At 53.1% G+C, this 16,718-nt stretch carries 18 protein-coding genes; 11 read left to right on the forward strand and 7 right to left on the reverse strand.

Annotated elements, in window-relative coordinates; all coding sequences use genetic code 11:
• Nucleotide 1: 1 nt before the first annotated feature.
• Nucleotides 2–1,405, reverse strand: coding sequence for a chromosomal replication initiator protein DnaA (gene dnaA, locus OGX97_RS14500; protein WP_234096613.1), 1,404 nt, complete (start codon nt 1,403–1,405; stop codon nt 2–4).
• A 297-nt stretch (nt 1,406–1,702) separates the two neighbouring features.
• Between dnaA and OGX97_RS23300 the strand changes: the two genes are divergently transcribed.
• From OGX97_RS23300 to OGX97_RS14545, 10 genes are all read left to right on the forward strand, one after another.
• On the forward strand, nt 1,703–1,783 hold the full coding sequence (locus OGX97_RS23300) for a hypothetical protein (RefSeq protein WP_418221920.1): 81 nt from the start codon (nt 1,703–1,705) through the stop codon (nt 1,781–1,783).
• 228 nt (nt 1,784–2,011) lie between these two features.
• Nucleotides 2,012–2,152 (forward strand): 50S ribosomal protein L34, encoded by a 141-nt coding sequence (rpmH, locus tag OGX97_RS14505; protein ID WP_003023858.1) that lies wholly within the window; start codon nt 2,012–2,014, stop codon nt 2,150–2,152.
• A gap of 17 nt (nt 2,153–2,169) precedes the next feature.
• Complete coding sequence (gene rnpA, locus OGX97_RS14510) at nt 2,170–2,529, forward strand: ribonuclease P protein component (protein ID WP_003844432.1); 360 nt, start codon at nt 2,170–2,172, stop codon at nt 2,527–2,529.
• The gene (yidD, locus tag OGX97_RS14515) at nt 2,493–2,750 is read left to right on the forward strand and encodes a membrane protein insertion efficiency factor YidD (RefSeq protein ID WP_003023846.1); all 258 of its coding nucleotides are present in this window, start codon (nt 2,493–2,495) and stop codon (nt 2,748–2,750) included. Before rnpA ends, yidD begins: the two co-directional genes overlap by 37 nt.
• Before the next feature lie 2 nt (nt 2,751–2,752).
• Nucleotides 2,753–4,399, forward strand: a complete 1,647-nt coding sequence (gene yidC, locus OGX97_RS14520) for a membrane protein insertase YidC (protein ID WP_003827058.1) — start codon at nt 2,753–2,755, stop codon at nt 4,397–4,399.
• 105 nt (nt 4,400–4,504) lie between these two features.
• Nucleotides 4,505–5,869, forward strand: a complete 1,365-nt coding sequence (gene mnmE, locus OGX97_RS14525) for a tRNA uridine-5-carboxymethylaminomethyl(34) synthesis GTPase MnmE (protein WP_008786545.1) — start codon at nt 4,505–4,507, stop codon at nt 5,867–5,869.
• Nucleotides 5,870–6,051: 182 nt separating this feature from the next.
• A complete protein-coding gene (locus OGX97_RS14530) occupies nt 6,052–7,227 on the forward strand; it encodes an MFS transporter (RefSeq protein ID WP_008786546.1) in 1,176 nt (391 codons plus the stop codon).
• Nucleotides 7,202–8,161: an HTH-type transcriptional regulator YidZ gene (yidZ, locus tag OGX97_RS14535; RefSeq protein ID WP_003827051.1), complete on the forward strand. Its 960-nt coding sequence runs from the start codon at nt 7,202–7,204 to the stop codon at nt 8,159–8,161. Before OGX97_RS14530 ends, yidZ begins: the two co-directional genes overlap by 26 nt.
• A 166-nt stretch (nt 8,162–8,327) precedes the next feature.
• Nucleotides 8,328–9,074 (forward strand): 4'-phosphopantetheinyl transferase family protein, encoded by a 747-nt coding sequence (locus tag OGX97_RS14540; protein WP_032945467.1) that lies wholly within the window; start codon nt 8,328–8,330, stop codon nt 9,072–9,074.
• 30 nt (nt 9,075–9,104) lie between these two features.
• Nucleotides 9,105–9,671: an NADPH-dependent FMN reductase gene (locus OGX97_RS14545; protein WP_003827046.1), complete on the forward strand. Its 567-nt coding sequence runs from the start codon at nt 9,105–9,107 to the stop codon at nt 9,669–9,671.
• Between the two features lie 56 nt (nt 9,672–9,727).
• Here the strand turns inward: OGX97_RS14545 and adeP are convergent, their stop codons facing one another.
• Nucleotides 9,728–11,065 carry an adenine permease AdeP gene (adeP, locus tag OGX97_RS14550; RefSeq protein ID WP_279850849.1) on the reverse strand — a complete coding sequence of 446 codons (1,338 nt, stop codon included), beginning with the start codon at nt 11,063–11,065 and terminating at the stop codon, nt 9,728–9,730.
• Between the two features lie 167 nt (nt 11,066–11,232).
• Between adeP and yieH the strand changes: the two genes are divergently transcribed.
• The gene (gene yieH / locus OGX97_RS14555; RefSeq protein ID WP_057067109.1) at nt 11,233–11,898 is read left to right on the forward strand and encodes a 6-phosphogluconate phosphatase; all 666 of its coding nucleotides are present in this window, start codon (nt 11,233–11,235) and stop codon (nt 11,896–11,898) included.
• Between the two features lie 121 nt (nt 11,899–12,019).
• Here yieH and phoU read toward each other — a convergent pair whose 3' ends face one another.
• The 5 genes from phoU to pstS all read right to left on the reverse strand — a co-directional run bounded on the left by phoU (nt 12,020) and on the right by pstS (nt 16,613).
• Entirely contained in the window at nt 12,020–12,745 is a 726-nt protein-coding gene (gene phoU / locus OGX97_RS14560; protein ID WP_003023824.1) for a phosphate signaling complex protein PhoU, read from the reverse strand.
• A 14-nt stretch (nt 12,746–12,759) separates the two neighbouring features.
• Nucleotides 12,760–13,533, reverse strand: a complete 774-nt coding sequence (gene pstB, locus OGX97_RS14565) for a phosphate ABC transporter ATP-binding protein PstB (RefSeq protein WP_003023821.1) — start codon at nt 13,531–13,533, stop codon at nt 12,760–12,762.
• 46 nt (nt 13,534–13,579) lie between these two features.
• The gene (gene pstA, locus OGX97_RS14570; RefSeq protein ID WP_003827037.1) at nt 13,580–14,470 is read right to left on the reverse strand and encodes a phosphate ABC transporter permease PstA; all 891 of its coding nucleotides are present in this window, start codon (nt 14,468–14,470) and stop codon (nt 13,580–13,582) included.
• Complete coding sequence (gene pstC, locus OGX97_RS14575) at nt 14,470–15,429, reverse strand: phosphate ABC transporter permease PstC (RefSeq protein WP_008786549.1); 960 nt, start codon at nt 15,427–15,429, stop codon at nt 14,470–14,472. Before pstC ends, pstA begins: the two co-directional genes overlap by 1 nt.
• A 143-nt stretch (nt 15,430–15,572) precedes the next feature.
• Nucleotides 15,573–16,613: a phosphate ABC transporter substrate-binding protein PstS gene (gene pstS / locus OGX97_RS14580; RefSeq protein ID WP_003827033.1), complete on the reverse strand. Its 1,041-nt coding sequence runs from the start codon at nt 16,611–16,613 to the stop codon at nt 15,573–15,575.
• Nucleotides 16,614–16,718: the final 105 nt, after the last annotated feature.

The following is a 16,718-nucleotide window of genomic DNA, read 5'->3' on the forward strand; positions in this document are numbered from 1 at the left end:
GTCACGAAGATAATGTTCTGATTAAATTGGAGAAATCTTCTTTAATATCATGGCTTTCTTCACGCAACTGCTCAATCTTGCGGCAGGCATGAAGCACGGTAGTATGGTCACGCCCACCAAACGCGTCGCCAATTTCCGGCAGACTGTGGTTAGTGAGCTCTTTTGCCAGCGCCATCGCCATCTGGCGCGGACGAGCTACCGAGCGAGATCGACGCTTAGAAAGCAGATCCGCAATTTTGATTTTGTAATACTCCGCCACCGTCTTCTGGATATTGTCGATGGTGACCAGCTTTTCCTGCAAAGCCAGCAGATCGCGCAGCGCTTCACGCACGAAATCGATAGTAATCGCCCGGCCGGTAAAATTGGCGTTGGCGATCACGCGGTTCAGTGCGCCTTCCAGCTCACGTACGTTAGAGCGTAGACGCTTGGCAATAAAGAACGCGACTTCACCCGGCAGACGAATGTCGTTTTCGTCGGCTTTTTTCATCAGGATCGCAACACGCGTTTCCAGTTCAGGCGGTTCGATCGCGACAGTCAGTCCCCAGCCAAAGCGGGATTTCAGACGATCTTCAACGCCGTTGATCTCCTTCGGATAGCGATCCGAGGTCAGGATGATCTGCTGATTGCCTTCCAGCAGGGCGTTAAAGGTGTGGAAAAACTCTTCCTGCGATCGCTCTTTATTCGCGAAGAATTGGATATCGTCAATCAGCAGCGCGTCAACGGAACGGTAGTAGCGTTTAAACTCTTCGATCGCGTTGTTTTGCAGGGCTTTGACCATGTCCTGCACAAAACGCTCGGAGTGCATATACACCACTTTGGCGTTTGGCTTACGCGCCATAATGCCGTTACCGACAGCGTGCAACAGGTGGGTTTTACCCAGGCCCGTACCGCCATAAAGGAATAACGGATTGTAGGCGCCGCCAGGATTGTCCGCCACCTGACGTGCCGCCGCGCGCGCCAGTTGGTTAGATTTACCTTCAACGAAGTTATCAAACGTGTGTTTGACGTTGACGTTAGAACGATAGGTAGGTTCTGCCGGAGCCGGGACGTTATCCCAGCCTGGACGCGCCGCCGGAGCAGCACGTTGTGGTTGCACTTGCTGAGCCACGTGGGAGGGCGCAACAACATTGTTGACCGGCGTTTTCAGCGTTTGCGTGACGGGTTTAGTGCCGACTTCAAAGCGCAGCTGTGGGGCATCCGCGCCACAGAAATTATTGAGTAATCCATTAATGTTATTAAGGTATTTATCCCTTACCCAATCGAGCACGAAACGGTTTGGCGCATACAAAGCCAGCGTGTTATCGCTCAGTTCCGCCTGCAACGGGCGTATCCACATACTGAACTCTGTGGCTGGTAACTCATCCTGCAATCGGGCAAGACACTGCTGCCAAAGCGAAAGTGACACGGCGGACTCCACTCGAACAAAAGTCGATAAATGACAAAGGCTGAAACATTCATGATTGTTGACGCACATCGACAAGACCCTATGCAAAGGGTGACGTGCGAATTGCTATCTGCAATTTTTACCCGATCAGGATCCATTGAAACGATCAGGACCGCGGATCATAGCGTAAACTGAGAAAGAGATCTTCTGTTTCTCACAGATTCTTCCCGATTTATCCACAGGATGATCCAGAATCGGCTAAGTGTAAACGATCCTGGAGAAGTGCTGCAGGTTTTAGCGCGCATATTGAAAAAATTAATGAGTAAAGATGCTTTACTGCTTAAACGATCTAATAAAGATCCCGTGCGATCCTTGCGCTTTATCCACCAGCCCGTATAATTCTTACCCCCAGCGAGTAACGGTCGCCTTACGGCGTCAACGCTGCCTGTTTTTTACGCGAAACCATGCGGAAAAAAGCGGGAAATAAGGAAAGAGAATTGACTCCGGAGTGTACAATTATTACAATCCGGCCTCTTTAATCACCCACACTGTGGCGTAAGTCGTTCGAAATTCGTTCGGGTATACGCAAAAGTCAGTGAATTTATTCAAGTTTAGGTAGAAATCGCCATGAAACGCACTTTTCAACCGTCTGTACTGAAGCGCAACCGTTCTCACGGCTTCCGTGCTCGTATGGCTAATAAAAATGGTCGTCAGGTTCTGGCACGTCGTCGTGCTAAAGGCCGTTCTCGTCTGACCGTTTCTAAGTAATAAAAGCTAGCCCCTGAGTGGTTAAGCTCGCATTTCCCAGGGAGTTACGTTTGTTAACTCCCACTCATTTCACATTCGTCTTCCAGCAGCCACAACGGGCTGGCACGCCGCAAATCACCATCCTCGGCCGCCTGAATTCGCTGGGGCATCCCCGTATCGGTCTTACAGTCGCCAAGAAAAATGTTAAACGTGCGCATGAACGCAATCGGATTAAACGTCTGACGCGTGAAAGCTTCCGTTTACGTCAGCACGAGCTTCCAGCAATGGATTTCGTGGTGGTGGCGAAAAAAGGGGTTGCTGACCTCGATAACCGTGCTCTCTCGGAAGCGTTGGAAAAATTATGGCGTCGCCATTGTCGCCTGGCTCGCGGGTCCTGATAGCCCTCATTCGGGTCTATCAACGCCTGATCAGTCCGCTGCTTGGGCCGCATTGCCGTTTCACTCCAACCTGTTCGAGCTACGGAATTGAGGCATTGCGCAGGTTTGGAGTGATAAAAGGCAGTTGGTTGACGGTGAAACGCGTATTAAAATGCCACCCTTTACACCCTGGTGGTGACGATCCCGTCCCGCCCGGACCATTTGATACCAGAGAACACTAACGATGGATTCGCAACGCAATCTTTTAGTCATCGCTTTGCTGTTCGTGTCTTTCATGATCTGGCAAGCCTGGGAGCAGGATAAAAACCCGCAACCTCAGGCCCAACAGACCACGCAGACAACGACCACCGCAGCGGGTAGCGCCGCAGACCAGGGCGTACCGGCCAGTGGCCAGGGGAAACTGATTACGGTTAAAACTGACGTGCTTGATCTGACCATCAACACCCGTGGTGGTGATGTGGAACAGGCTTCACTGCCAGCTTACCCGAAAGAACTCGGTTCTACCGAACCGTTCCAGTTACTGGAAACCACGCCACAGTTCATCTACCAGGCACAGAGTGGCCTGACAGGTCGTGACGGCCCGGATAACCCGGCTAACGGCCCACGTCCGCTGTACAACGTCGATAAAGACGCGTTTGTACTGGCTGACGGTCAGAACGAACTGCAGATCCCGATGACCTATACTGACGCAGCGGGTAACACATTCACTAAAACGTTTGTTCTTAAGCGTGGTGAATATGCTGTCAACGTTAACTACAGCGTGCAGAACGCCGGCGAAAAACCGCTGGAAATCTCCACCTTTGGTCAGTTGAAGCAATCCATCAATCTGCCATCTCATCGCGACACCGGTAGCAGCAACTTTGCGCTGCACACCTTCCGTGGCGCGGCGTACTCCACGCCGGATGAGAAGTATGAGAAATACAAATTCGACACCATTGCTGAAAACGAAAACCTGAACGTCAATGCTAAAGATGGCTGGGTCGCAATGCTGCAACAGTATTTCGCAACGGCATGGGTTCCGCGTAACGACGGCACCAACAACTTCTATACCGCTAACCTGGGTAACGGCATTGCCGCTATCGGCTATAAATCACAGCCGGTACTGGTACAGCCTGGCCAGACTGGCGCGATGACCAGCACCCTGTGGGTCGGCCCGGAAATTCAGGATAAAATGGCGGCCGTTGCACCGCACCTGGATCTGACCGTGGATTACGGCTGGTTGTGGTTCATTTCTCAGCCGCTGTTTAAACTGCTGAAGTGGATCCATAGCTTCCTGGGTAACTGGGGCTTCTCCATCATCGTTATCACCTTTATCGTTCGTGGCATCATGTACCCGCTGACCAAAGCGCAGTACACCTCCATGGCGAAGATGCGTATGCTGCAGCCAAAGATTCAGGCTATGCGTGAACGTCTGGGCGATGACAAACAGCGTCAGAGCCAGGAAATGATGGCCCTGTACAAAGCTGAGAAGGTAAACCCGCTGGGCGGCTGCTTCCCGCTGATCATCCAGATGCCAATCTTCCTGGCGTTGTACTACATGCTGATGGGCTCCATTGAACTGCGTCATGCGCCGTTCGCCCTGTGGATCCATGACCTGTCTGCACAGGACCCGTACTACATCCTGCCGATTCTGATGGGCGTGACGATGTTCTTCATTCAGAAGATGTCTCCGACCACTGTAACCGACCCGATGCAGCAGAAGATCATGACCTTCATGCCGGTCATCTTCACCGTGTTCTTCCTGTGGTTCCCGTCAGGTCTGGTGCTGTACTATATCGTCAGCAACCTGGTAACCATTATTCAGCAGCAGCTGATTTACCGTGGTCTGGAGAAACGTGGCCTGCATAGCCGCGAGAAGAAAAACTCCTGATTCGGTGTAGGCCGGATTAGGCGAAGCCGCCATCCGGCAAACGGAACATAAAGTAAAGGGCGGTCATTAGACCGCCTTTTTTATTGCATTAAGAAGAGACAAACCATGAGCCATAACGACACCATCGTCGCTCAGGCCACCCCACCGGGACGTGGTGGCGTGGGTATCCTGCGTATCTCCGGCCTGAAGGCGCGTGAGGTCGCAGAAACCGTACTGGGGAAACTGCCCAAACCGCGTTATGCCGATTATCTGCCGTTTAAAGACGCGGATGGCAGCGCGCTGGATCAGGGGATTGCCTTGTGGTTCCCCGGCCCAAACTCCTTTACCGGCGAAGACGTTTTAGAGCTTCAGGGCCACGGCGGTCCAGTGATTCTTGACCTGCTGCTCAAACGTATTCTGACCATTCCCGGGCTGCGCATTGCCAGACCGGGTGAATTCTCCGAGCGAGCGTTTCTCAATGATAAGCTCGATTTAGCCCAGGCCGAGGCGATTGCCGACCTGATCGATGCCAGCTCAGAGCAAGCCGCTCGCTCGGCGCTGAACTCGTTGCAGGGCGCATTTTCCGCACGGGTAAATCATCTTGTGGAAGCGCTCACTCACCTGCGCATCTATGTTGAAGCAGCGATCGACTTCCCGGATGAAGAAATCGACTTCCTGTCTGACGGCAAGATTGAAGCGCAACTCAACAGCGTTATCAGCGATCTTGATGCCGTGCGTGCGGAAGCGCGTCAGGGCAGCCTGCTGCGCGAAGGGATGAAGGTGGTGATTGCCGGTCGGCCAAACGCCGGGAAATCAAGCCTGCTGAACGCGCTGGCTGGCCGTGAGGCGGCCATTGTCACCGATATCGCCGGGACTACTCGCGACGTGCTGCGTGAGCATATTCACATCGACGGCATGCCGCTACACATCATCGACACCGCCGGTTTGCGCGATGCCAGCGACGAAGTTGAACGCATCGGTATCGAACGTGCCTGGCAGGAAATTGAACAGGCCGACCGTGTACTGTTTATGGTTGATGGCACCACCACCGACGCCGTGGACCCGGCAGATATCTGGCCAGACTTTATTGCCCGTCTGCCAGCCAAACTGCCGATCACCGTGGTGCGTAACAAAGCGGATATTACCGGTGAGACGCTGGGCCTTAGCGAAGTAAATAGCCACTCACTGGTTCGCCTCTCCGCGCGTACCGGTGAAGGCGTTGACGTACTGCGTAATCATCTCAAACAGAGCATGGGCTTTGAAACCAATATGGAAGGCGGCTTCCTGGCGCGTCGTCGTCACCTGCAGGCGCTGGCAGAAGCTGCAGAGCATCTCGAGCAGGGTAAAGCCCAACTGCTCGGAGCATGGGCCGGAGAATTGCTGGCTGAGGAGCTACGCCTGGCGCAGCAGAACCTCAGTGAGATCACCGGAGAATTTACTTCCGACGATCTGCTGGGACGGATTTTCTCCAGCTTCTGTATTGGTAAGTAGCGTTGTGTTGCCCGGTAGCTAGATTCTAACCGGGCCTACAGGCCCCGTAGGCCGGATAAGGCATTTACGCCGCCATCCGGCAACAACTATTTCCCATGTGGAAATCACTGTTGTCCAAATGGCAACTCGTGCAGTTGACTCTCTGACCGTATGCTTAGCGCCACATTTCTTATGAGGTCGCTATGACACGCTTTCTAATCTGCAGTTTCGCCCTGGTTCTTCTTTATCCTGCCGGTATTGATATGTATCTGGTGGGGCTGCCCCGTATTGCTGCCGATTTACAGGCCAGCGAGGCGCAACTGCATATCGCGTTTTCGGTTTATCTGGCAGGAATGGCGACGGCGATGCTGTTCGCCGGTAAAATTGCCGACCAGTCAGGTCGCAAACCGGTCGCCATAGTCGGCGCACTCATCTTTATTTTCGCCTCTGCGCTATGTTCTTTCGCCGAAAGCGGTACGCCATTCCTCATAGGTCGTTTTATTCAGGGCGTAGGTGCGGGCTGTTGCTACGTGGTGGCTTTCGCTATCCTGCGCGATACGCTCGACGATCGCCGCCGGGCGAAGGTACTGTCGCTGTTGAACGGAATTACCTGTATTGTGCCGGTGTTGGCTCCAGTGATGGGGCATCTGATCATGCTCAAATACCCGTGGCAGAGCCTGTTCTACACGATGATGGGAATGGGTGTGGCTGTTTGCCTGCTGTCGGTGTTTGTCCTGCGAGAATCGCGCCCAGCAACGCTTATGGCGACGACGGAAAAGAACCACACAACCGAATCACTGGTAAACCGCTTTTTCTTAAGCCGTCTGGCCATTACCACCCTCAGCGTATCGGTGATCCTGACCTTCGTGAACACGTCTCCGGTGCTGCTGATGGAAGTGATGGGCTTCGACCGTGGTGAGTACGCCACCACGATGGCCATGACCGCAGGCATCAGTATGGCGGTCTCTTTCTCTACGCCATTTGCTCTGAGCGTATTTAAGCCTCGCGTTCTGATGCTGACCTCACAGGTGCTGTTTCTGTGTGCCGGCGTGGTGTTAACCCTTGCCACTTCACACGCAGTAACGCTTTTCGGGCTGACGTTAATCTGCGCCGGATTCTCGGTCGGCTTCGGTGTTGCGATGAGCCAGGCGCTTGGGCCGTTCTCGCTGCGTGCGGGCGTCGCCAGCTCGGCATTAGGTATTGCCCAGGTTTGCGGTTCCTCGCTGTGGATTTGGCTGGCGGCGGTTCTTGGCCTTGATGCGCTGAATATGCTGATCGGGATTCTGATTGGCTGTAGCATAGTGAGTATCATGCTGATTATCACTGTTGCACCTAACCGGTCCGCGCCAACTCATGAAGAAATCCCTCAGCAGTCTTGATCTTAATTTATTGCTCTGTCTGCAGCTGTTGATGCAGGAACGCAGCGTCACTAAAACCGCCAAACGGATGAACGTCACACCGTCGGCGGTCAGTAAGTCGCTGTCGAAGCTGCGGACCTGGTTTGATGATCCCTTGTTTGTGAACACCCCGCTGGGATTATCGCCGACGCCGCTGATGGTCAGCATGGAGCAGAGCCTTGCTGAATGGATGCAGATGGGCAATCAGTTGCTCGATAAGCCGCACCATGAGTCTCCACGCGGGCTGAAGTTTGATCTGGCGGCCGAAACGCCGTTAGTGATGATCATGTTCAATGCGCTCTCCCAGCAGATTTATCAGCGCTATCCCCAGGCGACAATCAAAATACGCAACTGGGACTATGATTCGCTGGATGCCATTATTCGCGGTGAAGTGGATATTGGCTTTACCGGGCGCGAAAGTCATCCGCGTTCGCGCGAACTGCTGAGTTTGTTGCCATTGTCGATCGACCATGAAGTGCTGTTTTCCGATCTGCCCTGCGTCTGGCTACGTGAAGATCATCCCGCACTGCAGGAAGAGTGGAATCTGGACACCTTTCTGCGCTATCCGCACATCAGCATTAGCTGGGAGCAAAGCGATACATGGGCGCTGGATGAAGTCCTGCAAGAAATGGGACGCGCACGCAATATCGCATTATGTCTGCCCGGTTTTGAGCAATCGCTGTTTATGGCCGCGCAGCCGGATCACGCGCTGATAGCCACCGCACCGGTCTATTGCCAGCGTTATAACCAACTCCACCAGCTTCCACTCGTGGCGCGACCTATGCCATTTGATACGGCGCAACTGGAAAAAATGCGCGTACCGTTCACTCTTCTTTGGCATAAACGCAACAGCCACAATCCTAAGATCGTCTGGCTAAAAGACACGATCAAGGCGCTTTATCGCGATATCTCCTGACGATCCTTCATTTTAGTGTTGCTAAATCGACCATTCTGGCAACAGAAATGTAAATATCGCGTAATGTCTCCCATTTTCGCTTAGTTTTTGGGCAGCAAAGCCTGCCCGGAAGCCGTGTAAATGTTACTCTGGTAATAATCACGGACCATTAATCACGGAGCGACAAATGGCGACACATTTTGCCAGAGGGATTCTTACGGAGGGACACCTGGTTTCAGCTCGCCTCCCTTCTCCATGTCATATCGAAGCAAGAGATCTACCCGCTCATCGCCGGACACGTTTCCTGGCTTCCCGAAGTCTTCTCGCTGAACTGATGTTTATGCTTTACGGCACCAGCACGCTGCCCGAAATTGTTACTCAGGCCAAAGGTAAGCCCGTTTTTCGCGATAAGAACCTGCCGGGTTTTTCGATTTCCTATGCCGGGAATATCGTCGGCGTTGTGCTGACAACTGAAGGAACGTGCGGCCTGGATATGGAACTTCAGCGGGCCACCCGCGGGTTTCACAATCCAAATTCAGTGGAAACGTGGCGCTTCTCCAGTAACGAAAACCTGTGGATCAATAACCAAAACGACCCCAACGAAGCACGCGCGCAGCTCATTACATTGCGCCAGAGCGTACTCAAACTCACTGGCGATGTGTGCAATGACGATCCGCGCGAGCTCCAGCTTTTACCCGGCGCAGGGCGCCTGAAATGTGCCCATGTGGCGCAGGTTGAAGCCATTTGCGATGCGGAAGATGTACTGGTGTGGTCAGTTGCGGTTACGCCAACCATTGAAAAACTCAAAGTTTGGGAGTTTGATGGTAAACAGGACTGGAAAATTTTGCCTGATATCCAGACTCGCGCCAATGAGCCAACGGGTCGTCTGATCCGGTTCTCTCAATTATGTGCAGCGAAGAGCCATACGCTTTGATTTAACCTTCATGATGAAACAGGAGTCACCATGTCTGAAACATTGAATGTTGTTACGTTACTGGGAAGTCTGCGCAAAGGTTCGTTTAATGGAATGGTTGCCCGTACGCTGCCCAAGATTGCTCCAGCGGGAATGGAAGTGAACGCGCTGCCGTCGATTGGTGATATCCCTCTGTACGATGCCGACCTCCAACAGGAAGAAGGTTTTCCGGCCAGCGTAGAAGCGCTGGCTGAGCAAATCAGAAAGGCTGACGGTGTCGTCATCGTAACACCTGAATATAACTATTCTGTTCCGGGCGGACTGAAGAACGCCATCGACTGGCTGTCCCGCCTGCCCGATCAGCCATTATCGGGTAAGCCGGTGCTGATCCAGACCAGTTCTATGGGTGCTATTGGCGGCGCGCGCTGCCAGTATCATCTGCGTCAGATCCTGGTATTCCTCGACGCCATGGTAATGAACAAGCCGGAATTTATGGGCGGCGTCATTCAGAATAAAGTAGACCCGCAGACAGGTGAAGTGATCGACCAAAGCACGCTGGACCATCTGACAGGTCAATTGACCGCATTTGGCGACTACATTCAGCGCGTGAAAGCGTAAAAGAAAAAGCCCGGCGATATGCCGGGCTTGTTGATATATGGGCAAATAAACAGCGATTAGTGCGCGTCGATAAACACAATCTTCAGCACAAACAGCAGCGCGACAATGATGACGCACGGGCTGAGATCGCGGAAACGTCCGGTACCAATCTTCATCACGCAGTAAGAAATAAAGCCCAGCGCAATACCTTCGGTAATTGAGAAGCTAAAGGGCATCATCACGGCGGTAATAAACGCCGGAACCGCTTCTGTCAGGTCATCCCACTTCACGCGCGACAGGCTTGATGTCATCAGGACGCCAACGTAAATCAGCGCACCAGCGGCTGCATAGCCCGGTACCATCCCCGCCAGCGGCGACAGGAAGATAACCAACAGGAACAGCAGACCAACGACCACGGCGGTCAGACCGGTACGTCCACCGACCGAAACCCCGGAAGAAGATTCGATATACGCAGTAACGGAAGAAGTCCCGATAAACGCCCCGGTAACCGACGACACGCTATCCACATACAGCGCTTGCTTCATGCGCGGGAACTTGCCCTTCGCATCCGCCAGACCGGCTTTATCCGTAACGCCAATCAGCGTACCGGAGGAGTCGAACAGGTTAACCAGCATGAACGAGAAAATCACACCCGCCAGGCCAATGTTAAACGAACCGGCCAGGTCGACATGTCCGATAACGGACATCACGCTCGGTGGCGCAGAAACGATACCGTTGTAATGAACATCGCCAAGCATCCAGCCCAGCAGCGTGGTTACGATGATAGAAATCAGCACCGCCGCGTGAATGTTACGGGACGCCAGAATCGCGATGATAAAGAAGCCCAGGATACCGAGCAGTACGCTGTGGGACGTCAGGTTACCGATAGACACCAGCGTGTCTTTGTTGGCGACGATAACACCGGCGTTTTTCAGCCCCATCATGCCGATGAACAGACCAATACCGCTGGTGATCCCCACACGCAGGCTAACCGGGATATTGGCAATCATCCAGTAACGAACGCGGAAAATCGTCAGCAGCAGCAGACCAACAGCGCCCCAGAAGATAGCGCCCATACCAATCTGCCATGACAGCCCCATCGCGCCAACGACCACGAAAGCGAAGAATGCGTTCAGGCCCATAGCAGGCGCAAGTGCGACCGGCAGGTTGGCAAACAGGCCCATCATGATGCTACCAAATGCAGCAATAAGGCAGGTGGTAACAAAGACAGCGCTGGTATCCATGCCAGCCACGCCAAGAATTTGCGGGTTAACAAAAACGATATACACCATCGTCAGGAAGGTCGTTAAACCGGCGATCACTTCGGTCCGTGCCGTCGTGCCATGTTCGCGCAGTTTGAACACGCGTTCCAGCATCCCCTGGCCAGAAGCCTGGGTTGTGTGTTGTTGACTCATTATCAATTTCCGAACAAGGAGGGAAAATTCGTCGCTATCCTATACCAAAATGCGACAATAGGGTTGGGTTATGAGCAACTTTTTTCATTGATTTTGCTTATACGGCAACGATTGCGTCGCCCAATAATGCATTACGAAAACGTTAAACTTGTTAAAACGGAAATGACATGTCCCAGATAGAAGCCGTATTTTTTGACTGTGACGGTACCCTTGTCGACAGTGAAGTGATTTGTTCTCGCGCGTATGTCAGCATGTTCCAGGCGTTTGGCATTACGCTCGATCTTGAAGAAATTTTCAAACGCTTCAAGGGGGTAAAGCTGTACGAGATCATCGACATTATCAACGAGGAGCACGGTGTCGAACTGGCAAAAGCCGATTTAGAACCGGTTTATCGCGCTGAGGTCGCACGTCTGTTCGATACGGAACTGGAGGTGATTGCCGGTGCCAATGCGCTACTGGACAGCATGGCCGTACCAATGTGTGTGGTCTCTAACGGTCCGGTCAGTAAAATGCAGCATTCGCTGGGTAAGCTGGGCATGTTACACCATTTCCCTGATTTACTGTTCAGCGGCTACGATATTCAGCGTTGGAAGCCCGATCCGGCCCTGATGTTCCATGCGGCGAAAGCGATGGACGTTAACCTTGAGAACTGCATTCTGGTTGATGATTCCAGCGCAGGTGCGCAGGCGGGGATTGCCGCCGGGATGGAAGTGTTCTACTTCTGCGCCGATCCGCATAACAAACCGATCGATCATCCAAAAGTCACGACGTTTACCGATCTGGCACAGTTGCCGGAATTGTGGAAAGCGCGGGGTTGGAATATCGTCGAATAAACAGTAGGCCCGATAAGCAAAGCGCCATCAGGCGAATGGCGCAGAATGCCGGATGCGGCGTAACACCTTATCCGGCCTACAATAGCGACGCCGGGGGATCCCGGCGCACGCAACAAGCCGCTTATTCCTTCGGATCTTTGCCCGCCAGCAGCTTATCCAGCTCATCCCCGCCCACGTGACGGAAGTCTTGTCCCTTCACGAAGTAGAAGATGTATTCGCAGATATTCTGGCAGCGGTCACCGATACGTTCGATGGAACGTGCGCAGAACAGCGCGGTCAGCACGCTTGGAATGGTACGAGGGTCTTCCATCATATAAGTCATCAGCTGACGTACGATGCCTTCATATTCCTGGTCAACTTTCTTATCTTCGCGATAAATACGCACTGCTTCGTCCAGATCCATACGCGCAAACGCATCCAGCACGTCATGCAGCATTTGTACGGTGTGGCGGCCCAGTGATTCCAGGCTTACCAGCAGCGGCTGGTGCTGTTGCGAGAACTTCTCCAGCGCGGTACGGCAAATTTTGTCCGCCACGTCGCCAATACGTTCCAGCTCAGCGATGGTTTTGATAATCGCCATCACCAGACGCAGGTCGCTCGCTGTCGGTTGACGCTTGGCGATGATACGCACGCAGGCTTCGTCGATCGCCACTTCCATCATGTTAACGTTCTTATCGCCTTCAATGACGCGCTTCGCCAGCTCGCTGTCCTGGTTGTGCATCGCCGTGATTGCATCAGAAAGCTGCTGCTCGACCATGCCGCCCATGGTCATCACCTGGGTACGGATGCTTTCCAGCTCTGCATTGAACTGGCCGGAAATATGTTTATTAAGGTTAAGGTTATCCACAACAAGCTCCTGAATCAGCCGTAACGACCGGTGATGTAATCTTCAGTTTGTTTCTTCGCGGGCTTGGTGAACAGATCGTCCGTGTTGCTGAACTCAATCAACTCGCCCAGGTACATAAATGCCGTGTGATCGGAACAACGCGCAGCCTGCTGCATGTTGTGGGTAACGATAACGACGGTGTAATCCTCTTTTAGCTCAGTGATCAGCTCTTCGATACGCCCGGTAGAAATAGGGTCGAGCGCTGAACATGGCTCATCAAGCAGAAGCACTTCCGGGCGAATGGCGATACCACGCGCAATACACAGGCGCTGCTGCTGACCACCCGAGAGAGAGTACCCGCTCTGGTGTAATTTATCTTTGGTTTCGTTCCACAATGCGGCCTTGGTCAATGCCCACTGCACACGCTCGTCCATATCTGCACGCGAGAGTTTCTCAAACAGACGTACGCCAAAAGCAATGTTGTCGTAGATGGACATCGGGAACGGCGTCGGCTTCTGAAATACCATGCCCACTTTGGCACGCAGCAGAGCGATATCCTGGGTATTGGTGAGAATATTGTCGCCATCCAGCAGGATTTCACCTTCCGCACGCTGCTCCGGGTACAGTTCAAACATTTTGTTGAACGTACGCAGCAGCGTCGATTTACCACAGCCTGACGGCCCGATAAACGCCGTTACCTGGTTTTTAGCAATATCCAGGTTGATGTTCTTCAGGGCATGGAATTTGCCATAGTAGAAGTTCAAATCACGAACCTGAATCTTACCCGGGGCAGTATCAACCATACTCATTTCAATCTCTTCCTCATCCGGCGCCGCATCAGCCACGCCGTAAAAATTAACCGTGTTTCTTCTTCGCGAAAATGACGCGCGCCAGAATGTTCAGCAGCAGTACGCACAAGGTAATAATCAGTACCCCGGCCCAGGCCAGTTGCTGCCACTCAGCAAACGGGCTCATCGCAAACTTAAAGATAGTGACCGGCAGGTTGGCGATAGGCTGCATCATGTCGGTGCTCCAGAACTGATTGGAGAGCGACGTAAACAGCAGCGGAGCCGTTTCACCTGCGATACGAGCAATCGCTAACAGAACGCCTGTAATGATCCCCGAGACAGACGCCTTCAGGGTGATCGCAGAAATCATCTTCCATTTCGGCGTACCCAGTGCATAGGCGGCTTCACGCAGGCTATCCGGCACCAGCTTGAGCATGTTCTCCGTGGTACGAATAACAATGGGCACCTGCAGCAGCGCCAGCGCGATAACGCCCGCCCAGCCAGAGAAGTGTTCCATTTTTGCTACCACAATGGTGTAAACGAACAGACCGACCACGATTGATGGCGCAGACAGCAGAATGTCATTGATAAAGCGGATAACCTCAGCCAGCCAGGACTTACGTCCGTACTCTGCCAGGTAGATACCCGCCATAATGCCAAGCGGAGTACCAAACACGGTCGCCCACAGAATTAACAGTCCGCTACCGGCCAGGGCGTTCGCCAGACCACCACCCGCTGTATTCGGCGGAGGCGTCATTTCGGTGAACAGCGCCAGCGACATACCGTCAATACCACGGGTGATCGTGGACATCAGGATCCAAATGAGCCAGAACAGACCGAACGCCATGGTCGCCATAGAGAGCGTCAGCGCGATGCGGTTCTTCAGACGGCGACGTGCCTGCATTTTACGGCGGGACTCCGCCAGCGCAGTGGTGTTTTGCATTTCAAGCGTAGCCATTAGCGTGCCCCCTCGTTCTTCGCAAGGCGCATGATCATGAACTTAGACGCCGCCAGTACGATGAAGGTGATCACAAACAGAATCAGACCCAGTTCCATCAACGCAGCAACGTGCAGGCCAGATTCCGCTTCGGCAAATTCATTCGCCAGCGCAGAGGTAATACTGTTGCCCGGCATGTACAGCGAGGCACTATCGAGCTGGTAGGTGTTACCAATGATAAAGGTGACCGCCATGGTTTCACCCAGCGCGCGGCCCAGACCCAGCATCACACCGCCGATCACACCATTTTTGGTGAACGGCAGGACGATACGCCAGATAACTTCCCAGGTGGTACAGCCGATGCCGTAGGCTGACTCTTTCATAAGCACCGGCGTTTGTTCGAACACATCACGCATAACCGCAGCAATGTACGGAATGATCATGATAGCGAGGATCACACCAGCCGCCAGAATACCGATACCAAACGCCGGGCCAGCGAACAGTGCACCAACAAACGGAATGTTGGAAAGGATGTTTCCGACTGGCTCCTGGAAGTACGTCGCAAACAGCGGGGCAAAGATAAACAGGCCCCACATGCCGTATACGATACTCGGAATTGCTGCCAGCAGTTCAATAGCGATACCCAGCGGACGACGCAGCCAACCGGGTGCAAGTTCAGTCAGGAACAGCGCAATGCCGAAACTCACCGGAACGGCAATCAGCAATGCAATAAACGAGGTGACCAGCGTACCGTAAATCGGTACCAGCGCGCCGTAGATATCGTTCGGCGCATCCCAGTCTTTGGTCCACAAAAAGGAGAAACCAAATTTCTGTATGCTTGGCCAGGAGGAGATAACCAGAGAGACAATAATGCCACCCAACATCAATAGCACAATCAGCGCAGCCAGTTTTACCAGCGCGCTGAATATCATGTCACCCTTTTTACCCGGTGGGTTAAAAGCAGGCTTGGTTGCAGCCATAAATCACTCTTTAAGTTAAACGCGTTTACGAAATTGCCCTGCCGGATGGCGCTACGCTTATCCGGCCTACAAATTGGGCCTACAGTCGGAACTGTAGGGCGGATAAGCGTAGCGCCATCCGCCAACTCGTTAAAGATATTCTATTAGTACAGCGCTTTACCGCTGCTGTCTTTCACGTTGGTCTTCCATGCAGCACGAATCTGCTCAACCACGCTGTCCGGCAGGCTGGCGTAATCCAGGTCATTAGCCTGTTTGCCACCATTTTTATATGCCCAATCGAAGAATTTCAGCACTTCAACGCCCTGCTCAGGCTTCTTCTGCTCTTTATGGACCAGGATGAAGGTGGTGGAAGTGATTGGCCACGCATCGTCACCTTTCTGGTTAGTCAGATCCTGAGCGAAAGTTTTGCTCCAGTCAGCGCCTTTAGCGGCGTTGGCAAAGTTTTCTTCGGTCGGACTTACCGGTTTACCATCAGCAGAGACCAGCTTGGTGTACGCCAGGTTGTTCTGCTTAGCGTAAGCGTACTCAACGTAACCGATAGAACCCGGCAGACGCTGTACGAACGCGGCGATACCGTCGTTACCTTTACCGCCCAGACCGGTCGGCCAGTTAACGGTAGAGCCGGAACCAATTTTAGATTTCCACTCTTCGTTCACTTTCGCCAGGTAGCTAGTGAAGACGAAGGAAGTACCAGAACCATCAGCGCGACGCACAACGGCGATATTTTGCGAAGGCAGCTTCAGACCTGGGTTCAGTTTGGTGATGGCTTCGTCATCCCACTTCTTAATTTTACCGAGGTAGATGTCGCCCAGCGTTTTACCGTCAAGCACCAGCTCGCCGGATTTCAGTCCAGGGATATTCACCGCCAGCACCACACCGCCGATAACGGTCGGGAACTGGAACAGGCCTTCTTGTGCCAGTTTCTCGTCAGACAGCGGGGCATCAGAAGCGCCGAAATCAACGGTATTGGCCGTAATTTGTTTTACGCCACCGGAGGAGCCGATACCCTGGTAGTTTACTTTGCTACCGGTCTCTTTCTGATAGGTATCTGCCCATTTGGCATACACTGGCGCAGGGAAGGTTGCACCTGCACCTGTCAGGCTCGCTGCTGCAAACGCAGAGAACGCGCTCATGGATAAGGTCGCGGCGACAACAGTTGCGACAGTGGTACGCATAACTTTCATAATGTCTCCTGCACGGTTTTCGTAAATCGTTGTTTGAGTTGCTACTGTGAGCAAAATAGGACAAACAGGTGACAGTTAAATGTACGAAATATGACAGTTTTATGA

The organism is Citrobacter sp. Cpo061 (assembly GCF_030332845.1).
GTDB classification, from domain to species: Bacteria; Pseudomonadota; Gammaproteobacteria; order Enterobacterales; family Enterobacteriaceae; genus Citrobacter; species Citrobacter portucalensis.